The organism is Nostoc sp. DSM 114161, assembly GCF_052692665.1.
This window is the reverse complement of sequence record NZ_CP195141.1, coordinates 7,129,367-7,147,082: the sequence shown is the minus strand read 5'-3', so window position 1 is coordinate 7,147,082 and position 17,716 is coordinate 7,129,367. Positions and strand designations below refer to the sequence as shown.

Genomic DNA, 17,716 nt, shown 5'->3' with positions numbered 1-17,716 from the left:
GCCCCACAATCATTTTACCCCACCCCCAACCCCTCCCCTTGCCAAGGGGAGGGGCGATTTTGGCTTTAGACAAAATCGGGGTGGGGTAACGCGGATCTTGATAGTAAGTGAGTAGAACTCAATATCACGTCTTCACAAGGGTTTCACGTGAAGTTGACACCAATGCACAACTGTAAAGCCCCTACGAAGGTTGGTATTTGACGCAAGCGAGAACGGCTATAGAATCCTCTTATCTATTCCCTACCTATGGCGCTGGCGCTGGGCGCACCACGCAATTAATTTCAGGAATCAAGCTCGATTCCTATATAAAAAATATTTGGATGGAAATCTTTAGTTGAAAATAGTATCAAAGGCTACAAGACTATCATTGGTGGTTGATGTCTTGGGGGGTGGTAAAAAGAACATTTTTACACGCTTACTTTGGTTAACTCGACTTCGCGCCGCCTGGGTACTTCATGAACCATGAAATCATAAGCCATGTCAGTATTCTTAAAAATCGCACGGGCTTCCTGGAGGAGATCTTTTAACTCTAAGTTATTTCCGGGAGCATAACGGGGACTAAAATGAGTCATAATCAGCCGATGTGCGCCGGCAGCTAAAGCTGTTTGGGCTGCCATTGTACTTGTGGAATGCAACCGTTGAAAAGCCATGTCTGCATCCTGATGGGCAAAGGTGGCTTCGTGAATTAATACATCTACATCCTTTGCTAATTCCACTGCGCCATCGCAAAAAACCGTGTCTGTACAATAGGCAATCTTGCGGCCAATTTCTGTAGGGCCGCACAATTGGGCACCATGAATCACGCGTCCATCCTCAAGGGTTACTGTTTCGCCGCGCTTGAGTTGACCGTAAATCGGGCCGGAAGGAATTTGCAAGGCTTTGGCTTTTTCGATATCAAAGCGTCCTGTACGGTCTTTTTCGGCTACGCGATAGCCAAAAGCCGTAATCCGGTGATGTAAATTACCACAGCTAACGATGAAGTCATCGTCTTCATAAATTATCCCTGGACGAATGGCATGGACTTTAATGGGATAGGAAAAGTGCGTGTGGGAATAACGCGAGGCGGCTTGAATGTATTCGTTTAATCCAGGCGGCCCGTAGATGTCAATTCTTTCTACATTGCCAGCCAAGCCGCAAGTTGCAAGAAGTCCCATCAAGCCAAAGATGTGGTCGCCGTGCATGTGAGTGATAAAAATTCGGGAGAGTTGGCTGATTTTTAGTTCGCTCCGCAAGATTTGATGCTGAGTGCCTTCGCCACAGTCAAATAACCACAGTTCTGCCCTTTGGGGTAATCTCAGGGCGACGCTGGAAACATTGCGCGATCGCGTGGGTACCCCGGAACTCGTCCCTAAGAATGTTATCTGCACAGCTTTCTTTAGTCTTCCTCTTGCTCAAGTTGCAGCTCTATGTTTCTATAGTGGCACGGTTGATGAGCAAAATACTTTTTCTATTGGGTATTGGGCATGGGGCATGGAGTATGGGGCATGGGGCATGGGGCATTGGCAAAGGGGTATGGTTCGACAAGCTCACCAACCGGGGAAAAGGGGAAAGATTAAATTTATTCCTTTTCCCTTTTGCCTTTAAGCTTTTCTCCTGCGTCAAGAGCCTCCCAATCCCCAGTCCCTTTTAGCTTGAGAAAATCCATATAACTATGAGTAGAAATTCAATAGATAATCGCAAAAAATTGGTTGCTCTCAGACATAGTAATTTTCAAAAAAATTTACCTCTCAATCTCCAGCTGATTGATTTAGTAAAAGATATAGATAGCCACGCCTTTTTAACAAACTCTGCCTCCCAGAACATTTTCCTCTATCTCACAGAATACGTGAGGGCTGTTTTAGAGTATTGGTTTGGGACAAGTTTGGATAAAGTACGCGTTCTTGATTGGGGATGTGGGAAGGGACATATTTCTTTTTTAATGCGTGAAATGGGTGTTCAAATTACTAGTTGTGATGTTCTCGGTGGCGGTGATTCAGCTTTTGAGCAGATTACACCAATTATTGAAAAAGCATCTCTAAAAGTTGTACCCCTAGAACATCCTTATTTACTTCCCTTCAGCGATGCAAGCTTCGATGTTGTCTTAAGTTTTGGAGTTTTAGAACACGTTTCTAATGACCTTGCTTCTCTTGATGAGATTCATAGAGTGTTAAAACCATCAGGCCTTTTCTTTTGTTTTTTTCTTCCTTATTATCTTTCTTGGACTCAGCATTTAGCCCATTTACGGGGAGACTTTTATCACGATCGATTGTATTCCCAAAAAATGGTAAAACACCTCCTAAAGCAAACTAATTTTGAACTTATTGACTTTTGGCATAGACAACTTTTGCCTAAAAATCGTATTTCATATCCTAAATATCACGTGTTTGAATTTGTAGACCAATGGTTAACTACAAATACACCGCTGAAATATACTGCAACTAATATTGAGTTTGTTGCTGTTAAAAGTTAGGTTGCTTGATTCTCCCAATAAAGAAGTCGGATTTGAAGAGTAGTGACATGGATAACATGCCGTTCGATTAAAGTTTTTAATTCTCGCGCTCTGGCAGTACAATTTTCTTTATAGGCGAATGCCTGACGAACTCGATCTTCACGAGAGTTTTTCAAAGCAATTTGAATTTCTTTTTCCCACGCGATCGCCAAAGCTTGAAGGCGATCGTAATCTTTTTGAATAATTTCTTTTGCTGTTTTTGATTCAGCAATAGCTTCACGTAAACTTTGAAGATAATTATTCCATGTGTCTGCTAGCGGCTCAGGGTTTTTGCTCTCAGTTTGGCTATTTTGAGAATATAAATGTGATTTTATTTGGGTAAATGAGTGACTTATGTTTACCATTTTTTACCCCTATTAATAGTTAGTTTAGCCAGATTAACCACTTTTGAATACAGTGGAAATCTTCTTATTAGTTTAGAAAAAAATAATTAGCCAATTCATTGGTTTTTCGTGAAGACTCAATTTCAGTATTCAGAATAAAAACGATAATTTTACGAACTAATTTGTTTCTATAAAATACATATTTTCTCGACCATTGACTATATGTATAATTCTGAGTTATTAAATTACCAAAATTTAGTTACAGGCCAAGACAATTCACAAATTGTTCCTCTAGAAGAAAGAGGTACTCGTTGAAATTTACCTTTGAGTTGCTTTGCTAAATTTCTAAACTGTTGGGTACCGCGACCTTCTCTAGATGAATTAACGCCCAAACCATCATCTATAATGCTCAAGGTGTACCAGCCTTCAGACGAAAAGCAAGTGACTTCGAGGCGAGTTACTCCTATGGCATGTTTACCGACATTGCACAAAGCTTCTTCGAGAAATCGGCACAGTCCTTGCTTTTGTTCTATGCTTAAGTGTCGTTCATCTATGGGTTCAAAAGTACGGATTTTAACTTTAATAGTTCTAAAGCAAGGAAAGTCTCGCGCTAAAGTATAACTATAAACTTGATAAAGAATTTCGTGTAAAGGATCTTGCAAATTTAATACTAAAGTATTTCCTAAATAAAGACTACTGTCTTGAGTTGGCGGTTCTCGTTGTAAATAATCATAAATTCCTCGGAGTTCGTGGTTTAGTTTTTCAAGTTCTTTTTCGAGTTCTGGGAGTAATTGTTTGATTGGCAAATCTTGATATTTAACCATTTTTAAAACTTTAGCTAAACTTTGCAACGGGCCATTATGAATTGTTTCAAATGTGCGTTCAATAATATCTTGTCTAGCTTTAATTCCCGATCGCAATGCTTTATCGCATTGATATAAGGCAGTGAGTTCTATACCATTGACGGTTAAAACTATAATTGTAGGAATTACTGGAACCCACCAGCCCCAAGTTAAAAGAAAATAGCAAGTAACTAGTAAGCTAGAAGTTGTAGTAATGACAATGATGATATTTGCTAAAGGAGATTTGCTCAATCGAGCGATCGCAATTCCTAAAAATCCCCAAGCAAAAATCCACAAATATTCCCATCCATCTGACCAAGTATTTAAAAGTGGTCTGTCATCAAGTACGGCGCTGACAATTTGGCTAACAGCGTGTGCTTGGATTTCTACTGGATGAATTGGTCTTTTTGGAGAGTAGTTAGATGTATTTGCCGAAGTAGCAATTAAGTCTTTTCGGCTAGGGGAAGTTATGCCGATAATTACAATGCGATCGCGTAACCATTGAGAATTAAATTTATTGCTTTTAATATCATTTAAAGATATAGTTCTAAATCTTTTTTGACCGCTACGAAAATTCAGCAGTACTTGAACTCCGGTGACATCAGTTCGGACATAGCCACCAGAGTTAGGAAAGAGCTTTGGTAGTGCAGTATTACCAAACTCGATTGTAGTGCGATCGCTAATACTATTTTTCAAGCTAATATTTTCACGAGCTAAATAAACTTCTGCTAAACGTAGAGATAAAGATAATTTTTCTCCTTGAGGTGTTGGTGTTATTAATAGGCTCCGTCTTAATTTGCCATCAGCATCCGTAATTCTATCGGCAAAACCAATTTGTTCAAAAGTTAAATTGGGTGGCGGAGGAATTTGCATGGGCAATACTTTTTCTATGGCAATTAAATTTCTGATATTTTTAAAAGCTACCAGCAGTTCTGTATGACCGGGATTTACCGGATAATCTCTATAAATATCAAGACCAATAACTCTAGGTTGACACCTATGTATTTTCCATAGTAGTGCTGCTAAATCTCGATCTGATATTGAAGAATTTATCAGGCGATCTTCTTGATTAATGCCAACAATTATAATTCTTTCATCTATAGGTTCCTCAGGACGTAGACGCAGTAAACTATCAAAAGCTAGCCACTCTAAAGATTGCATTGAACCGCTCAAACGAGCAACTATCACTAGCGCAATGACTATAATTCCTGGTAATACACCTACACGCCAAATACGAATTTCTTCTTTGATTATTTTCCAGAGCTTAGGCTGCATAAGGTTTACTCCTAGCCTTTAGCTATAAGTAATTATTTACAAAATTTTAATATATAAAAATATTACTTACTAAATAATAATGACAAAAAGCCCTTAAATATTCATAACAAACTAATCAATCAAACCTTCTTCTCTAGCCCGGATTTCAGTTTGAATACGAATATTTTTACCCTCATCAGGATAAACATTTAAAGCATCTTGTAGCTTACTCCAGTAATGACGCACCATCCGTTCAGATATACACATTCGTTCAGCAATAGTTTTGTCTTGTAATCCTTCTTCAAATGCTAAGGTCAATACTCTAAGCCACTCTGGTTTAAACTCTAATCCTGAATAAATTCCTTTAATATCTTTTGTATGAGTTAATCCCTGTAATGCCCAATCAACTCTAGTCAACATTTCTTGGGTGGAAAGACTTTTATCAGCGACTGTAAAACCTCCTTTATGGCTATCAATATCAGGTCTAATTCTCACTAATGTTCTGACATGAGCAGTTTGGACAATAATATTTAAATTAGGATAGTGCTTCATCAAAATTCTGAGTAGTTGAACGCCCGTGTCAGGTCGCGCTGTGATTCCATAATTTTCTGGAATGGAAAGATCCATAACTACAAGATCTAGCTGTAAACTACTGACTTTATTGAGAGCATTATTAGCATTTATAGCAGTGACAATTTCAGCACCAGGATAATGTTTTTGTAAAATATCTACTGTTCCACTTAGAACTGATTCATGGTCATCAATTACTAAAATTTTCAGCAACGACTTTTTGGACATTTCTTGTTTCATAATTTACAGCCTGCTGATTAGCTACTTATTTAAAAAATCTTGATAATTATCTACAATAACTAATTATTTTTATGAAAATATAAAGAAATATGTGAAATTTATCGATAAATATAATAACTACCAATAAAAATGCCAAGTAATCCTCAAGTTATTAGTTCGGCTAAAACATTTACCTGAGGTTAGTAATTGAAAACTCTCACAAAGATAGTTTAATTCTGGTAGTCTAGAATGGAGAAAAAATGTAGATACATTAGAATAAGTGATTTCTACAATTAATTTACCAATAGTCTTTTGTTGTTTTAAGTTGATATAAATTGATGTTAATGCCAGAACTTCTGCTAAAGTTATGGTCAGTAACTCATTTAAAGCTGTTAATACAACCAGGCTGCGTTCCGCTGGCTCATGCCGCCAATAAAGGGGCAAATCGATTTGAAAATATAACTGAGGATTGGATACTAACCAAGGTTCTAATAAGTACTCAATAGCTAACGGAAAACTGTCTTGAAGGGATGCTGGAAATAAGCGATCGCTAAGTTGCACTAAAGAGTGATGAAAATTGTCAATTTGCTTTAAGCATTCTTGAATTTTATTATCCGATACATTCAGATTATCTACTGTCAACAAATCTAAATTGCGACGTATGGTAAAAGATTCCTGTAACAAATCATCGCGAATTTTTTCTGCTTCCACAAAGAGTTTGATCGACTGTCTACCAGACCACCATTGCAATGAACGTTGAATTCTCTGATAAGATGTCAGAAACCATACTAGGGACATAACGTAGACAATTCAAAGTATAATTTTTGTACACAAGTTCAGGCTCACATAATATTGTTATGTCAGCTATTTTAGTAGCATCAGAAAAAAGTTTTATGCAACCCACGGCATATTTAATCCAAAAAAATGCCAACGCGTACAAAATAATTGCCAAAATTACCATGAGAATTTATCAATATTTTGTAATGTATCATTAGCAAATTTTAGATTAAATTCACTGTATTTGCTACATTTAAAAAAGACAAAATTCTCTTCCCTGAAATAAACACGGAAGAAGGAGCTATGATAGTTAAATACTAGAGATAAAGCAGAATTCAAAATTACTTATTAACAAGAAAGAATAAAAGGGTCGGTCACCAGAATTGAGTTAGGTATCTTGTATAACTACCGGATATGGCTTGCTTATCCGTAGAATTAGAAGCTGTGAAGCACCATACCTCTCTTGAAATTTAGTTGTCTAAAATTAGTAGCGGGTTGAAATCCTCTACTAACTGATTCTGATTCCTGAATTTTGAATTCGTATTTTTAGATATCCGTGACTAATCTGGCTTTTCTCAGCATGAATTGTAATGCTGTCTCTTCTTCGGAGATAATATTAGCTTTTGCATTCATCCCTGATTGAATGTGACATTGAACTTTAGCATTACCAAATTTGAGCATTTTCGGTTGAATTGTGGCTTCAAAATAACCAGTATTGGTCTTGCTATCCACAGGTATAATTACATCTGGAGAAATGCTAGTAACAACACCTTCGAGAGTACCATAATCAGGATATGGGCAGGCATCAATTCGCAATTGCACTTTTTGACCAACTGCAACTTTTTGAATTTCTGCTGTGGGAATCATCGCTTTAATCACCAAAGCAGCATCCTGAGGAACAATTTCAGCAATAGATTCGCTAACACCCACAACTTGACCGGGGTTTCGCAAATTGAGTTTGAGAATTGTACCGTCACTAGTAGCGCGAATAATGCTGTTTTGGAGTTGAGTTTCAATTTGTTGAACTTCTTTTTGATATTGCTTGAGTTGGGTTTGCATTTCCACTCGTCGCTGCATTAAAGCTTGTTTTTCTTTGTTTAAAGTGGCGATAGTTGCTTCACCTCTAGCAATTTCTTGGGAAACCCGTTCTTCGGCGATCGCAATTTTTGCCATACTGGGATTGACTATAGCTTGGGCTGATTGTACTTTAGCTTTAGCAATTTCAATAGATATTTTTTCCGATTCGAGTATTAATTTAGTCTGTTCAACAACTAATTTTTTCTGCTCAAACTCCCGCCGACCAATTGCTCCAGTTTCTGCTAGTTGTTCATAGCGATCGCTATCCATTTGGGCAAAGTCTAAATCTGCTTGAGCTTTTTGTAAATTTGCCTTGGCTTTTTGCAAACTAGCTTCTGAAATTAACAATTCACTTTGGGTAGAAACTTTTTGTTCTTGATACTCTCGTTGGTTGCGTGCCAAATCTGCTTTTGCAGAAGAAACACTCCGCTCTATAAATCTTTTTTCAGCTAATATCTGAGTATCTAAAATTGCAATTTGCGAATCAATTTGAATTACTTGTACTCTACTTTGTTCGATATTGCTTTGAAGTTGACTTTTTTTGATTTGTAATTGTCGCGTATCCAGACGAGCAATGACTTCTCCTTTTTTGACAATTTGATTTTCTTTCACAAAAATATTTTCAACAGTTCCCTCCATTTCTGGTTGCACTAGCTTAGTATCGCCGATTGGACGAATAGTCGCAGCAGTTTCCACCATGACATTATATTTAATCCATGAAGAAAGAGCGATCGTAGAACCAATAGTTCCAATAAGTAACGCTCCAGCTAAAGATGTCCAAGTATTAATAGGAGGAAGAAATTCATCCTTTTCAAGCGATGGTACAAACTTTTGATTATGGGTATAAAGCATATTTCTCCTAATAATTAAATAAACAGTCAGAATTCTGAATTCAGAATGAATTTTGTACAATTATCAGATTGAAGACAAGAAGTATGAAAAATTCACTATCACACCAAATCTCAGATTTATTAGTAAACAAAACTTTAATTAGGAATTCTGACTCTTAAATTCTGATTCAAGGTATTAAAAAGTCTATATGATCTCCTGGTTTTGTTTTCAAATCTTCCAAAGAACCTTGAAGCTTTAACTTGCCTTGGTCTAGCAATACAATCCAGTCAGCCCGATTAACTACCTTTGGGCGGTGAGTAATTAAAATCGTAGTTTTACCACAGCGATGTTGAAACAATTTATCTAAAACTTGTGCTTCACTTACTGGATCGAGTCCACCGGTAGATTCATCTAAAATTAAAACTGGCGGATCTGTGACAATAGCTCTTGCTATTGCCAATCTTTGACGTTGCCCACCAGAGATGTTTGCACCAAATTCACCTAAAACAGTTTGATATTTCTCAGGCAAATTATTAATAAATTCATCAGCTTCAGCTACTTGACAAGCTCTGACGATTTGCTCAAACGTAACATGCGGTGCGCCTAAGCGAAAGTTTTCAATAATCGAACGACTCCAAAAATGAGGCTCTTGGGGAACAAGGACAACCTGCTGACGTAGACAATCAAGAGAAAGGTCTTGAATGTTATAAAGTCCAATACGAATATTGCCAGATTGCAATGGATATAACCCAGCAATCAATTTCGCCAAAGTACTTTTACCACAACCAGATTTGCCGATAATGGCAACAACTTTGCCACCAGGAATTGTTAAAGAAAAGTTATCTATTAAGTCAAGACGACCAGCATAGTGAAAGTTAATATTTGTACAAACTATATCAGCACCACTGCGTATTTCAGCAAAAGCCTTTATCTCATCGCCCTCATTTTCAGCAGTGGCGTCTATAACTTCTGTGAGGCGTTGTGTAGCTGTTTTTGCCCGCGTAAATTCTTCGACAAAACTAATTAAAGTACTAATTAATCCTAGAAAATTACCATTCATTGAGTTAAAAGCAAGCAGCTGACCAATGCTGAGGTTTTCTACGGGATTAATTACTAAATTACCGCCAAACCAGAGCAAAATCACCCCGCCGATACCCGCAACAAAGCCAGAAAAGGTATTATTGATAATCCCAATTTGGATTGTACTAAATGTCACGTTAGCCAAACGAGAAAATCTACTTTGAAATTCGTCCCAAAATTGTGGTCTAGATGTGGTGGTTTTGAGAGTTAGAGCGCCCTTAAATGTTTCTACTAAAACTCCTTGTGTTTCTGCTTCTTGAACTAATAGTTCGCGAGTTTTTTGCCGCAAAGTCGGCTGGAATATTATGGTAGATATGCTCATCATCATAGCAATAAATACAGCAACTACCGTGAGTTTCCAGCTATAGAAAACCATGAAGCTAAAAGAAATTACAGCAATGAAAAATTGACTTGGCAGAGTAATAATTAAGCTGGCAACTAACTGATTAATCTGGCTAATATCTCGCAGGCGGCTGACAATTTCGCCGCTACGTCTGGCTTCGTAATAAGAGAGGGGTAATCGTAAAATTTGCCGCCCAAACTCCAGAACTAAACTTAATTGCAAACGTTGAGCAAAGTGAGCAATTAAGTTAGATTGTACAAATGAAAGACTACGAGAAATAATATTCATTACTACCACAGCGATCGCTACAGTAGTCAGTAATTTTGTATCGCCTCTAACCAACACATCATCAGTAAGAATTTGCAGCAAAAAAGGAGAAGCTAAAGACAGCAAACCCAACGTTAAATTCAAAGGCAAAACTTGAGCTAAAATCGCCCGATAAATCCAAACACGTTTGAAAAAACGCCAAAATCCGCCAACTTTATCGTCGTCTTGAGCAAAAAAGCGTATTGGATCGGGTTCTAATAACAGTATTAACCAATCTGTCCAGCCTTCAGCTATCTCTTTTAAAGAAAGATAACGCACACCAACCGCTGGATCTGCAACTAAACATTTTTTGCCTTTCTTACCATATAAAACAACCCAATGATTCCCTTTCCAGTGAATAATTGCTGGTAGCGGTGCCTCATTCATTCGATTGAGAAGTTCCGGCGAAGTTTTCACTGGACGAGCATTAAACCCAAGTGTCTCTGCTCCACGTTTCAGCCCCAATAAAGTAGTTCCAAATTGTCCAGTACCTACCGCTTCCCGGATACGGCTGAGAGTAAAAGTACGTCCATAATATTTAGCGATCGCAGCAAGACAAGCAGCTCCACAGTCTTCTTTGCTATGCTGTTTCACAAACTGGTATTTCATAGGTAAATTACTCTACATAATGACAACTAATGCCGCACCGCAAAAAATTTAAACAATCGAAAGTTGAAGAGTTTTGAATTGACCAAAAACGGTACTAATACTATGAAATTTTGTCAGCATGTTGTTATGTTTTTGGAATGAATAAAATTTAATTTTGAGTTGTAATTAGTGAATTATTACCTGATAACAGCGAACAAAAGATGACCCATACAATCGTATTCTTATGGGTCATAAGTGAAAAGTTTCCTATCAATTTTTGTTCGAGTTTATCGATAATTTCATGTCAATGCTGCTGAGTTTTAGCCGAAGCTTGCGGTAAATTATTTTAATCGATCTATTAAAAGATCGTTAATGTGATTCACATCTAAAGCCAAAAAAGCTAACCCACCAGTTGCGATCTCTTTAGAACTACCATAAGAACTAGCAGTACTGCCATTTGGTCCAGAATAACTACTGCCGCTGAGAATATTTTCCCTAGCTATATAAAAAGTAGTATTTAGGGCAAGATCGGCACCACCAACTACAACTTCTAGTTGTTCATCAGATAAATCTCTAAACAATTCGCCAGACATAGCCGCAAACCTCGTAATTGAAATTCAATGAAATTTTAGAATTATTTACGTGAGTTCATATTAGCTATAAAAATATAGAAAGTTTAGTTTATTCTTTTACTAAACTATTTCCATAGAACTCACGTATTACTTGATTACTGCTTTTAGTTGCTCAGTTTAATGACCGTATTTTTTTGAAATATCAAGAATCTCATCAGCATCCAAGGTTAAAAAAGCTATTCCAGCAGTTGTAATATCTGTAGAACTACCGTTGGAGCTAGCATCGCTACTATTAGCATCGGAACTACTTTCGCCACTGAGAACATTTCGGTCTGCATCGTAAAAAGTTGCATCGATTTGAAAATCAGTACCACCAGCTACAACTTCTAGTTGCTCGTTGGATAATTCTGTAAACAATAAGTTCGACATAGTTACAAATCTCGCAATTTTGATTTGAAAAACTTGAACTATTAATAATGTGAGTTTCTGATTGAAAAGTAGAAATTGGATTTATGAGTATTAAATTAAGATGTCTAATTTCTTTTCATTAAACTCACGTATTACATTAGTTCATTATCTTTTTTAGTTAGGTAACCTTATATTAATGCGCTTCTATAGTGGGAAGTTCATGAGATCCCAAGGCTAAGAAAGCTAGACCAGCAGTTTCAATCTGTGTAGAACTACCGTTAGAGCTAGCAGTACTACCATGAGGGTCAGAACTGCTTTCGCCATTGAGAACGTTTTCTTTTGCAGCGAAAAAAGTTGCATCGATTTGGAAATCAACACCACCAGCTACAACTTCTAGCTGTTCGTTGGATAATTCTGTAAACAATACGTTCGACATAGTTAGAAACCTCGTAGTTTGGATTTGAAAAATTTCAACAATTAGTAACGTGAGTTCGCGATCGAAAAGTTAAAATTTGATTTATGAGTATTAGAGTTAAAATCTCTAAGTTTTTTTTCATCAAACTATTTTCAGCGAACTCACGTATTAACCTATTGGCTGTTCTAGTTGGTTAACCTATTATTAGTACCCTTCTAGAGTAGGAAGTTCATGAGATCCCAAAGCTAAGAAAGCTAAACCAGCAGTTTCAATCTGTGTAGAAGTACCGGCAGAGCTAGCAGCGCTACCACTAGGATCGGAACTGCTTTCGCCACTGAGAACGTTTTCTTTTGCATCATAAAAAGTTGCATCGATTTGGAAATCAACACCACCAGCTACAACTTCTAGCTGTTCGTTGGATAATTCTGTAAACAGTACGTTCGACATGGTTAGAGACCTCGTAGTTTGGATTTGAAAAATTTCAACGATTAGTAACGTGAGTTCGCAATCGAAAAGTTAAAATTTGATTTATGAGTATTAGAGTTAAAATCTCTAAGTTTTTTTCATCAAACTATTTTCAGCGAACTCACGTATTAGCCCATTGGCTTTTCTAGTTGGTTAACTTAATATTAGTGCCCTTCTATAGTAGGAAGTTCATTAGCTCCCAAGGCTAAGAAAGCTAGACCAGCAGTTTCAATCTGTGTAGAAGTACCGGCAGAGGTAGCAGCGCTACCACTAGGATCGGAACTGCTTTCGCCACTGAGAACGTTTTCTTTTGCATCATAAAAAGTTGCATCGATTTGGAAATCAACACCACCAGCTACAACTTCTAGTTGTTCGTTAGATAATTCTGTAAACAATACGTTCGACATGGTTAGAAACCTCGTAATCTTGATTTGATGAAATGGGATTAGCTATTAGTTGATTGCCTTGTGATTGGCTGCTCAACTCGCCGCTTGTTTAATACGATATAGGTCACTAACGATGTGAGTCATTTACATTTTCCGCACAGTTAATTACCATGCTCAGAAAAAGTTGTTGCACGATTAAGAAAGTAGCCTGTCTGAAAAATACGCTTAGATAAAACTAATATTTTTAGATTCTGCCTTGAGAATGATTAGTCACAAAATTGGTCATTGTAGGAGAACTATACACCCCCAATGTTCGTTGGATCTTTGTTCTTGCTGATTATTCATTTGAGGTTAAACTCATTTGTGTAACCAAAATCACCTTGCCAAATCAGATATCCTCTTACCAAGGTTGCAATTTTAGTTACAATACTCAATGGAATTAGGTTAGCGATCGCCTTATATAAAACTTCTATTTGATTGCGTTACCCAAAGACTTTGTATAGACCGTCAGCCAGTTGAAATGATAAGTTTCCAACTGCACATGATATTATCTGCGTGTGCCAATATCATTTGAGTTGTTAATTACTGTAGTTATGTTTAAGCCTCGTTTTGTTCGCTTTTTTCGTCACCTCAATTGGCGCACATTGAAAAAAACTTTCGCCAGGACGATGGAAACACGACTTTTTGGACTAGCCTCGGAAATTGCTTTCAATGCTATGTTGTCCTTGTTTCCAGCGATTCTTGCTTTGATTACAGCTATTGGCTTATTGGCAGAATCTTTACAAAACACTTTTAAACAATTGGCAGCGCAACTGAGTCAAGTTTTACCTGAAGAAGCTTTGCTTCTGATTCGCGATTTTGCCACTACAGAAATTACCAATTCCAAAAACAGTGGTTTATTTTCTCTAAGCTTTTTATTAGCAATTTGGACTGCTTCTGGTGCAGTCAGTACTGCAATGACAGCCCTCGACCAAATCCATCAAATTCCCTCAGAACAAATACGCCCTTTTTGGAAAGCTAAACTTGTTTCTTTGGGATTAACACTCGGTACTATATTACTTTTGGTGTTGGCTTCTTTGTTAGTGTTTACCAGCGATTGGCTGTTGGGAATGGTAGCACGTGAAAATGCTTCTTTAATCTTCTTGTTCGATATTTGGCAGTTGTTACGCTGGCCTTTAGCTTTAAGTATTGTTGCTTACGCTTTTGGCTTTATCTATCGCTACGGGCCGAGTGTGTGGAACGCAGGCACACCAATGATGCCTGGAGCGATTTTAGCAGCTATTTTCTGGGCTATGTTATCTGCCCTATTTCGGCTTTATGTCGCAAACTTTGGGAATTATAATAAGGTATATGGTGCAGTTGGAGCTGTAATAGTTTTGATGCTCTGGTTGTCGATGAGTGCTGCTGTAATGTTAATCGGCGACCAGTTGAACGTGATTGTCGGCGAAGATATGCGTTCCAAAGTACAGCCGCAATCTGCCGAAAAATATTAACAAATATTAAAAATAAATTTTGGAAGAAACTTTTGCAAAAGTTCAAGACAAGAGTAAAATGTCTAACGATTGAATATAAATAAGCGATCGCTTCCCATGCCAGATTCCTCTTTTCGGTCTTCCATGATTGAACCCGATACCAAAGCACCTACCTTAAAGCGCCTCCGCCAGATTAGTCGGGTGCTGGATAATGCTATTACTATTCCCGGAACTCAAGTTGGCATTGGTATCGATCCAATTTTAGGATTACTACCTATTGGTGGTGATTTTTTAGGAGTTATGTTTTCTTGCTACATTATTTTAGAAGCAGCACGCTTGGGTGTATCTAGACCCACCTTAGGCAAAATGGTTCTGAATGTAATCATTGATGGCTTGGTAGGTGCTATCCCAGTTTTCGGAGACTTTTTTGATGTTGCTTGGACAGCGAATAATCACAATCTCAAGCTATTGGAAGAACACTTAAAATTTCCCAGCCAGCAAAAGAGCGCAGATAAGTGGTTTATCATTGCTGTTTTGGTCGGATTGTTGCTAATCTCCATAGCCTTAGTAGCATTACCCGTTATACTAATTAGAATCCTGTGGAGTGCGTTCAGCGGCAGCTAAATTATTGAAATTTAAAATCCAGAATTCAGAATTCAGAAGACTCCAAAACTCAAGCTTAATTATTTTAATAAAATTCAAAAGCAATAGTAACCTTGATATTACATTCATTCTGACTCCTGAATTCTGACTCCTGACTTCTGAAATTAAATTATTGATTCAAGGAATGAAAGATTGGTGGCAGGCCACTTTTCCTAAAGGGCGGCAAAATTTAATTATTACTGATGCTCATGGGTATCCCGTACAAATTGCCTATGGCGAAAAAGGTAGAGGAAAACCGCTAATTCTCTTACATGGTATGGGCAGTTGGAGCTACAACTGGCGCCACTTGATAGCACCATTATCTAAATATTTTCGGGTAATTTGTTTTGATGCCAAAGGGTTTGGTTTTTCCGAAAAACCATTCTCTAGAAGAGAACATAACGGTCATCAAGTTATTGAATTTCAAAGAATTATTCAGGCATTATGTGATGAGCCAGCAGCGATCGTGGCTGAATCTCTGGGAGGATTAATTGCCCTTGCTCTTGCTCAAGAACATCCCCAATTAATTGGGCGCTTAATAGTAGTAAACGTCCCTATATTTGTCGAACGTTTACCCCATTGGGCTATGTGGTTACTCGCCCAAACACCTCTAGAAATAATGCAAACCGTAGACTCTTTGCGTCTGGCATATCTATTTGCACCTTTATTTAGAGAAATAATGGCAATAGAAAGACGTGCAGTACTATTCGATCCTTCAATTCTGACACAGGAAGATATTTATTGGATAACTTACCCGTTTATTGAACTACCTGGTACGATCGCTAAAGTTGCCGAAGAGTTACAAATAGCAGCCAAAGAAATAGAGAATTTGCAAGAAAATAAGCCAAATATGCTCGCAAAAATTCAAAATAATTTGCATAAAATTCAGTGTCCCACACTAGTTTTGTGGGGCGAGCAAGATAGCTGGTTTCCCGCTACTGATGGTGCAAAATTACATCAACAGATCTCTAATTCCAAATTTCAAATTTTACCCGACTGCCGTCATGACGCCTCAACTGGCGCTTCTAAGGTACTGAATACAGCAATTATAGAATTTTTACAAGATACTGGGTTTTAGTAAAGAATTCAGAATTCAGAATTCAGAATTCAGAAGTTAGAATCTATAAAAGCATGAAGTTTTAAAACTCTTTGTGTCAGAGTTTCCGGTTTGCATTGACGATATTCGTTTGCAATTTGCTGTATGAGTATTCAAGCGAATCAGTATTAAACAAATATTCAGATGACTCCTGAATTCTTCCTCATAAAAAGAGAGTGGGAGGAAGCATATCATTTAGCTTTCAAACTCCCACTCTATCATTTACTACTGAAGCGAACAGGAATGTATACACACGTTGCTTGGAATTTGGGGGCTAATGCGTAGTTCAAGGACAACGCCTATATACATTTAATATTCCTGTTGTAGCAAATGTCAAACTTAATTATTGATGTTTATCTGCCAGATCCAGATCTAAATCCATAAACCCTCGTAAAATATGAATTTATTAATTTTGAATTTTGTTAGCGAGTCCGCGTTCGCGTAGCGTCTCGTAGAGAGCGTCATTTTGAATTTTGAATTGCTATTACTTGGTAGCCCCTGATAACAACACCCTTGAAGTCGTTTATCTTCTACAATTTAGCTTGCTTAATTCAAATCTGGTTGCCATTTTGGCAGGTTTTTAACTTTTTAAAAGCCGTTAAATTTCTATATAACAAGCCTAAAAAATAAGATTCCTGACTTCTTAGAGAAATCAGGAATCCTAGTCACCTTAATTAACAAAAAATATTAATTTGACAGGTTTTTACTTTACAGTATTTTAATACTGGCGTAAAATCGCAGACAATGAACTATCTTTACGGAGATCCATCAAGTCTGCCAATGATTCTTTGCGCGTATCCAAGTGGTGTCTGTGTTCTGGTGGTAGAACTGTCACCAAATGCTTTGTTTTAGGTGCTGTCTGCATCACAGGCATTAGTTGTGGCTGGGGCACAAAAATTGGCTGGTTTTTGGGAAGGCGCGGTTCCAATCTGGTGTAGCGGGCTTCTGCCACGCGTGGATAATGACGATTAACCTGTTTTGGGGCTTTTTGCGGTTGCGTTTTCCGGTTAAGCATTCGGAAAATAATCCAGCAACCACTACCACAACTGAGAGCGATCGCAGCCACCATCCATAAAGGTGTAGGATTAGTATTCTCTGATGGTGAATATATTGGTTGTTCTACGATAACTGGAGGAACTTCTTCTGTTTCTTCTGATGTTACCTGCCCAGGATTAGTCAAGCTATACAAGGCAAAGGCACCACCTCCGAGAAACATAGCTAAAGACCCAGTTAACAATAGCCAAGGATGATGTGCAACCAAATATATCAGACCATTTGAGCTTTTTCTTAATCTCGATTTCCTGTTTGTCAGCTCTGGAGTGGCCCCTATTAGTTGGGTTGGCTCGTGCTGTACACTCTGACTTTTTTCCATGATTACTTTCAGATTTGTACCCCTCTAGTCAATAAATTGTACTGGAGGAGTCAAGCATCAGGTATCCGTAACAAAAGTTCAGATTCGAGTAACTTTTTTGTAAAATAAAGGTTACTAAATCCGGTTAACTTTTGCCTATATTCTGTATTTCCTGCTACTTTTTTCTGTAATAATCTGGAAATTTAGTCGT

General features: G+C 37.6%; 17 protein-coding genes. 4 read left to right on the top strand and 13 right to left on the bottom strand.

What is annotated here, in order from left to right:
• Window positions 1-407: 407 nt before the first annotated feature.
• Window positions 408-1,367 carry a ribonuclease Z gene (locus NSTC745_RS29730; RefSeq protein WP_445634213.1) on the bottom strand — a complete coding sequence of 320 codons (960 nt, stop codon included), beginning with the start codon at window positions 1,365-1,367 and terminating at the stop codon, window positions 408-410.
• 284 nt (window positions 1,368-1,651) lie between these two features.
• Here NSTC745_RS29730 and NSTC745_RS29725 point away from each other — a divergent pair, with 284 nt between their 5' ends.
• A complete protein-coding gene (locus NSTC745_RS29725) occupies window positions 1,652-2,449 on the top strand; it encodes a class I SAM-dependent methyltransferase (protein ID WP_445634212.1) in 798 nt (265 codons plus the stop codon).
• Here NSTC745_RS29725 and NSTC745_RS29720 read toward each other — a convergent pair.
• The 11 genes from NSTC745_RS29720 to NSTC745_RS29670 all read right to left on the bottom strand — a co-directional run bounded on the left by NSTC745_RS29720 (window position 2,446) and on the right by NSTC745_RS29670 (window position 12,965).
• Complete coding sequence (locus NSTC745_RS29720; protein WP_445634211.1) at window positions 2,446-2,832, bottom strand: PspA/IM30 family protein; 387 nt, start codon at window positions 2,830-2,832, stop codon at window positions 2,446-2,448. The genes NSTC745_RS29725 and NSTC745_RS29720 overlap by 4 nt on opposite strands.
• Window positions 2,833-3,056: 224 nt before the next feature.
• Window positions 3,057-4,928, bottom strand: a complete 1,872-nt coding sequence (locus NSTC745_RS29715) for a CHASE2 domain-containing protein (RefSeq protein WP_445634210.1) — start codon at window positions 4,926-4,928, stop codon at window positions 3,057-3,059.
• A gap of 111 nt (window positions 4,929-5,039) precedes the next feature.
• The gene (locus NSTC745_RS29710; protein ID WP_445634209.1) at window positions 5,040-5,717 is read right to left on the bottom strand and encodes a response regulator; all 678 of its coding nucleotides are present in this window, start codon (window positions 5,715-5,717) and stop codon (window positions 5,040-5,042) included.
• A gap of 117 nt (window positions 5,718-5,834) precedes the next feature.
• Window positions 5,835-6,494 (bottom strand): hypothetical protein, encoded by a 660-nt coding sequence (locus tag NSTC745_RS29705; RefSeq protein WP_445634208.1) that lies wholly within the window; start codon window positions 6,492-6,494, stop codon window positions 5,835-5,837.
• Between the two features lie 525 nt (window positions 6,495-7,019).
• Window positions 7,020-8,402, bottom strand: coding sequence for an HlyD family secretion protein (locus tag NSTC745_RS29700; protein WP_445634207.1), 1,383 nt, complete (start codon window positions 8,400-8,402; stop codon window positions 7,020-7,022).
• A gap of 166 nt (window positions 8,403-8,568) precedes the next feature.
• Window positions 8,569-10,719, bottom strand: coding sequence for a peptidase domain-containing ABC transporter (locus NSTC745_RS29695; RefSeq protein WP_445634206.1), 2,151 nt, complete (start codon window positions 10,717-10,719; stop codon window positions 8,569-8,571).
• Window positions 10,720-11,039: 320 nt separating this feature from the next.
• Complete coding sequence (locus tag NSTC745_RS29690) at window positions 11,040-11,291, bottom strand: CTB family bacteriocin (RefSeq protein WP_096538327.1); 252 nt, start codon at window positions 11,289-11,291, stop codon at window positions 11,040-11,042.
• Window positions 11,292-11,447: 156 nt separating this feature from the next.
• Complete coding sequence (locus tag NSTC745_RS29685; RefSeq protein ID WP_445634205.1) at window positions 11,448-11,699, bottom strand: CTB family bacteriocin; 252 nt, start codon at window positions 11,697-11,699, stop codon at window positions 11,448-11,450.
• Between the two features lie 172 nt (window positions 11,700-11,871).
• Window positions 11,872-12,114 carry a CTB family bacteriocin gene (locus NSTC745_RS29680; protein WP_445634204.1) on the bottom strand — a complete coding sequence of 81 codons (243 nt, stop codon included), beginning with the start codon at window positions 12,112-12,114 and terminating at the stop codon, window positions 11,872-11,874.
• A gap of 183 nt (window positions 12,115-12,297) precedes the next feature.
• Window positions 12,298-12,540, bottom strand: a complete 243-nt coding sequence (locus tag NSTC745_RS29675; RefSeq protein WP_445634203.1) for a CTB family bacteriocin — start codon at window positions 12,538-12,540, stop codon at window positions 12,298-12,300.
• 182 nt (window positions 12,541-12,722) lie between these two features.
• Window positions 12,723-12,965, bottom strand: a complete 243-nt coding sequence (locus NSTC745_RS29670; protein ID WP_445634202.1) for a CTB family bacteriocin — start codon at window positions 12,963-12,965, stop codon at window positions 12,723-12,725.
• Window positions 12,966-13,537: 572 nt separating this feature from the next.
• Here NSTC745_RS29670 and NSTC745_RS29665 point away from each other — a divergent pair.
• From NSTC745_RS29665 to NSTC745_RS29655, 3 genes are all read left to right on the top strand, one after another.
• Window positions 13,538-14,437 (top strand): YihY/virulence factor BrkB family protein, encoded by a 900-nt coding sequence (locus NSTC745_RS29665; RefSeq protein WP_445634201.1) that lies wholly within the window; start codon window positions 13,538-13,540, stop codon window positions 14,435-14,437.
• 96 nt (window positions 14,438-14,533) lie between these two features.
• Entirely contained in the window at window positions 14,534-15,040 is a 507-nt protein-coding gene (locus NSTC745_RS29660; RefSeq protein WP_445634200.1) for a DUF4112 domain-containing protein, read from the top strand.
• 163 nt (window positions 15,041-15,203) lie between these two features.
• Window positions 15,204-16,136, top strand: coding sequence for an alpha/beta fold hydrolase (locus NSTC745_RS29655; RefSeq protein WP_445634199.1), 933 nt, complete (start codon window positions 15,204-15,206; stop codon window positions 16,134-16,136).
• A gap of 736 nt (window positions 16,137-16,872) precedes the next feature.
• Here NSTC745_RS29655 and NSTC745_RS29650 read toward each other — a convergent pair.
• Window positions 16,873-17,415, bottom strand: coding sequence for a hypothetical protein (locus tag NSTC745_RS29650; protein WP_445634198.1), 543 nt, complete (start codon window positions 17,413-17,415; stop codon window positions 16,873-16,875).
• Window positions 17,416-17,716 lie beyond the last annotated feature (301 nt).

Excerpts from the sequence above, each read along its gene's own strand:
- NSTC745_RS29695 (WP_445634206.1), bottom strand. The coding sequence starts at position 10,719 with ATGAAATACCAGTTTGTGAAACAGCATAGCAAAGAAGACTGTGGAGCT.
- NSTC745_RS29725 (WP_445634212.1), top strand. The coding sequence starts at position 1,652 with ATGAGTAGAAATTCAATAGATAATCGCAAAAAATTGGTTGCTCTCAGA.
- NSTC745_RS29705 (WP_445634208.1), bottom strand. The coding sequence starts at position 6,494 with ATGTCCCTAGTATGGTTTCTGACATCTTATCAGAGAATTCAACGTTCA.
- NSTC745_RS29665 (WP_445634201.1), top strand. The coding sequence starts at position 13,538 with ATGTTTAAGCCTCGTTTTGTTCGCTTTTTTCGTCACCTCAATTGGCGC.
- NSTC745_RS29680 (WP_445634204.1), bottom strand. The coding sequence starts at position 12,114 with ATGTCGAACGTATTGTTTACAGAATTATCCAACGAACAGCTAGAAGTT.
- NSTC745_RS29685 (WP_445634205.1), bottom strand. The coding sequence starts at position 11,699 with ATGTCGAACTTATTGTTTACAGAATTATCCAACGAGCAACTAGAAGTT.
- NSTC745_RS29675 (WP_445634203.1), bottom strand. The coding sequence starts at position 12,540 with ATGTCGAACGTACTGTTTACAGAATTATCCAACGAACAGCTAGAAGTT.
- NSTC745_RS29715 (WP_445634210.1), bottom strand. The coding sequence starts at position 4,928 with ATGCAGCCTAAGCTCTGGAAAATAATCAAAGAAGAAATTCGTATTTGG.
- NSTC745_RS29655 (WP_445634199.1), top strand. The coding sequence starts at position 15,204 with ATGAAAGATTGGTGGCAGGCCACTTTTCCTAAAGGGCGGCAAAATTTA.
- NSTC745_RS29690 (WP_096538327.1), bottom strand. The coding sequence starts at position 11,291 with ATGTCTGGCGAATTGTTTAGAGATTTATCTGATGAACAACTAGAAGTT.
- NSTC745_RS29720 (WP_445634211.1), bottom strand. The coding sequence starts at position 2,832 with ATGGTAAACATAAGTCACTCATTTACCCAAATAAAATCACATTTATAT.
- NSTC745_RS29700 (WP_445634207.1), bottom strand. The coding sequence starts at position 8,402 with ATGCTTTATACCCATAATCAAAAGTTTGTACCATCGCTTGAAAAGGAT.
- NSTC745_RS29710 (WP_445634209.1), bottom strand. The coding sequence starts at position 5,717 with ATGAAACAAGAAATGTCCAAAAAGTCGTTGCTGAAAATTTTAGTAATT.
- NSTC745_RS29670 (WP_445634202.1), bottom strand. The coding sequence starts at position 12,965 with ATGTCGAACGTATTGTTTACAGAATTATCTAACGAACAACTAGAAGTT.
- NSTC745_RS29660 (WP_445634200.1), top strand. The coding sequence starts at position 14,534 with ATGCCAGATTCCTCTTTTCGGTCTTCCATGATTGAACCCGATACCAAA.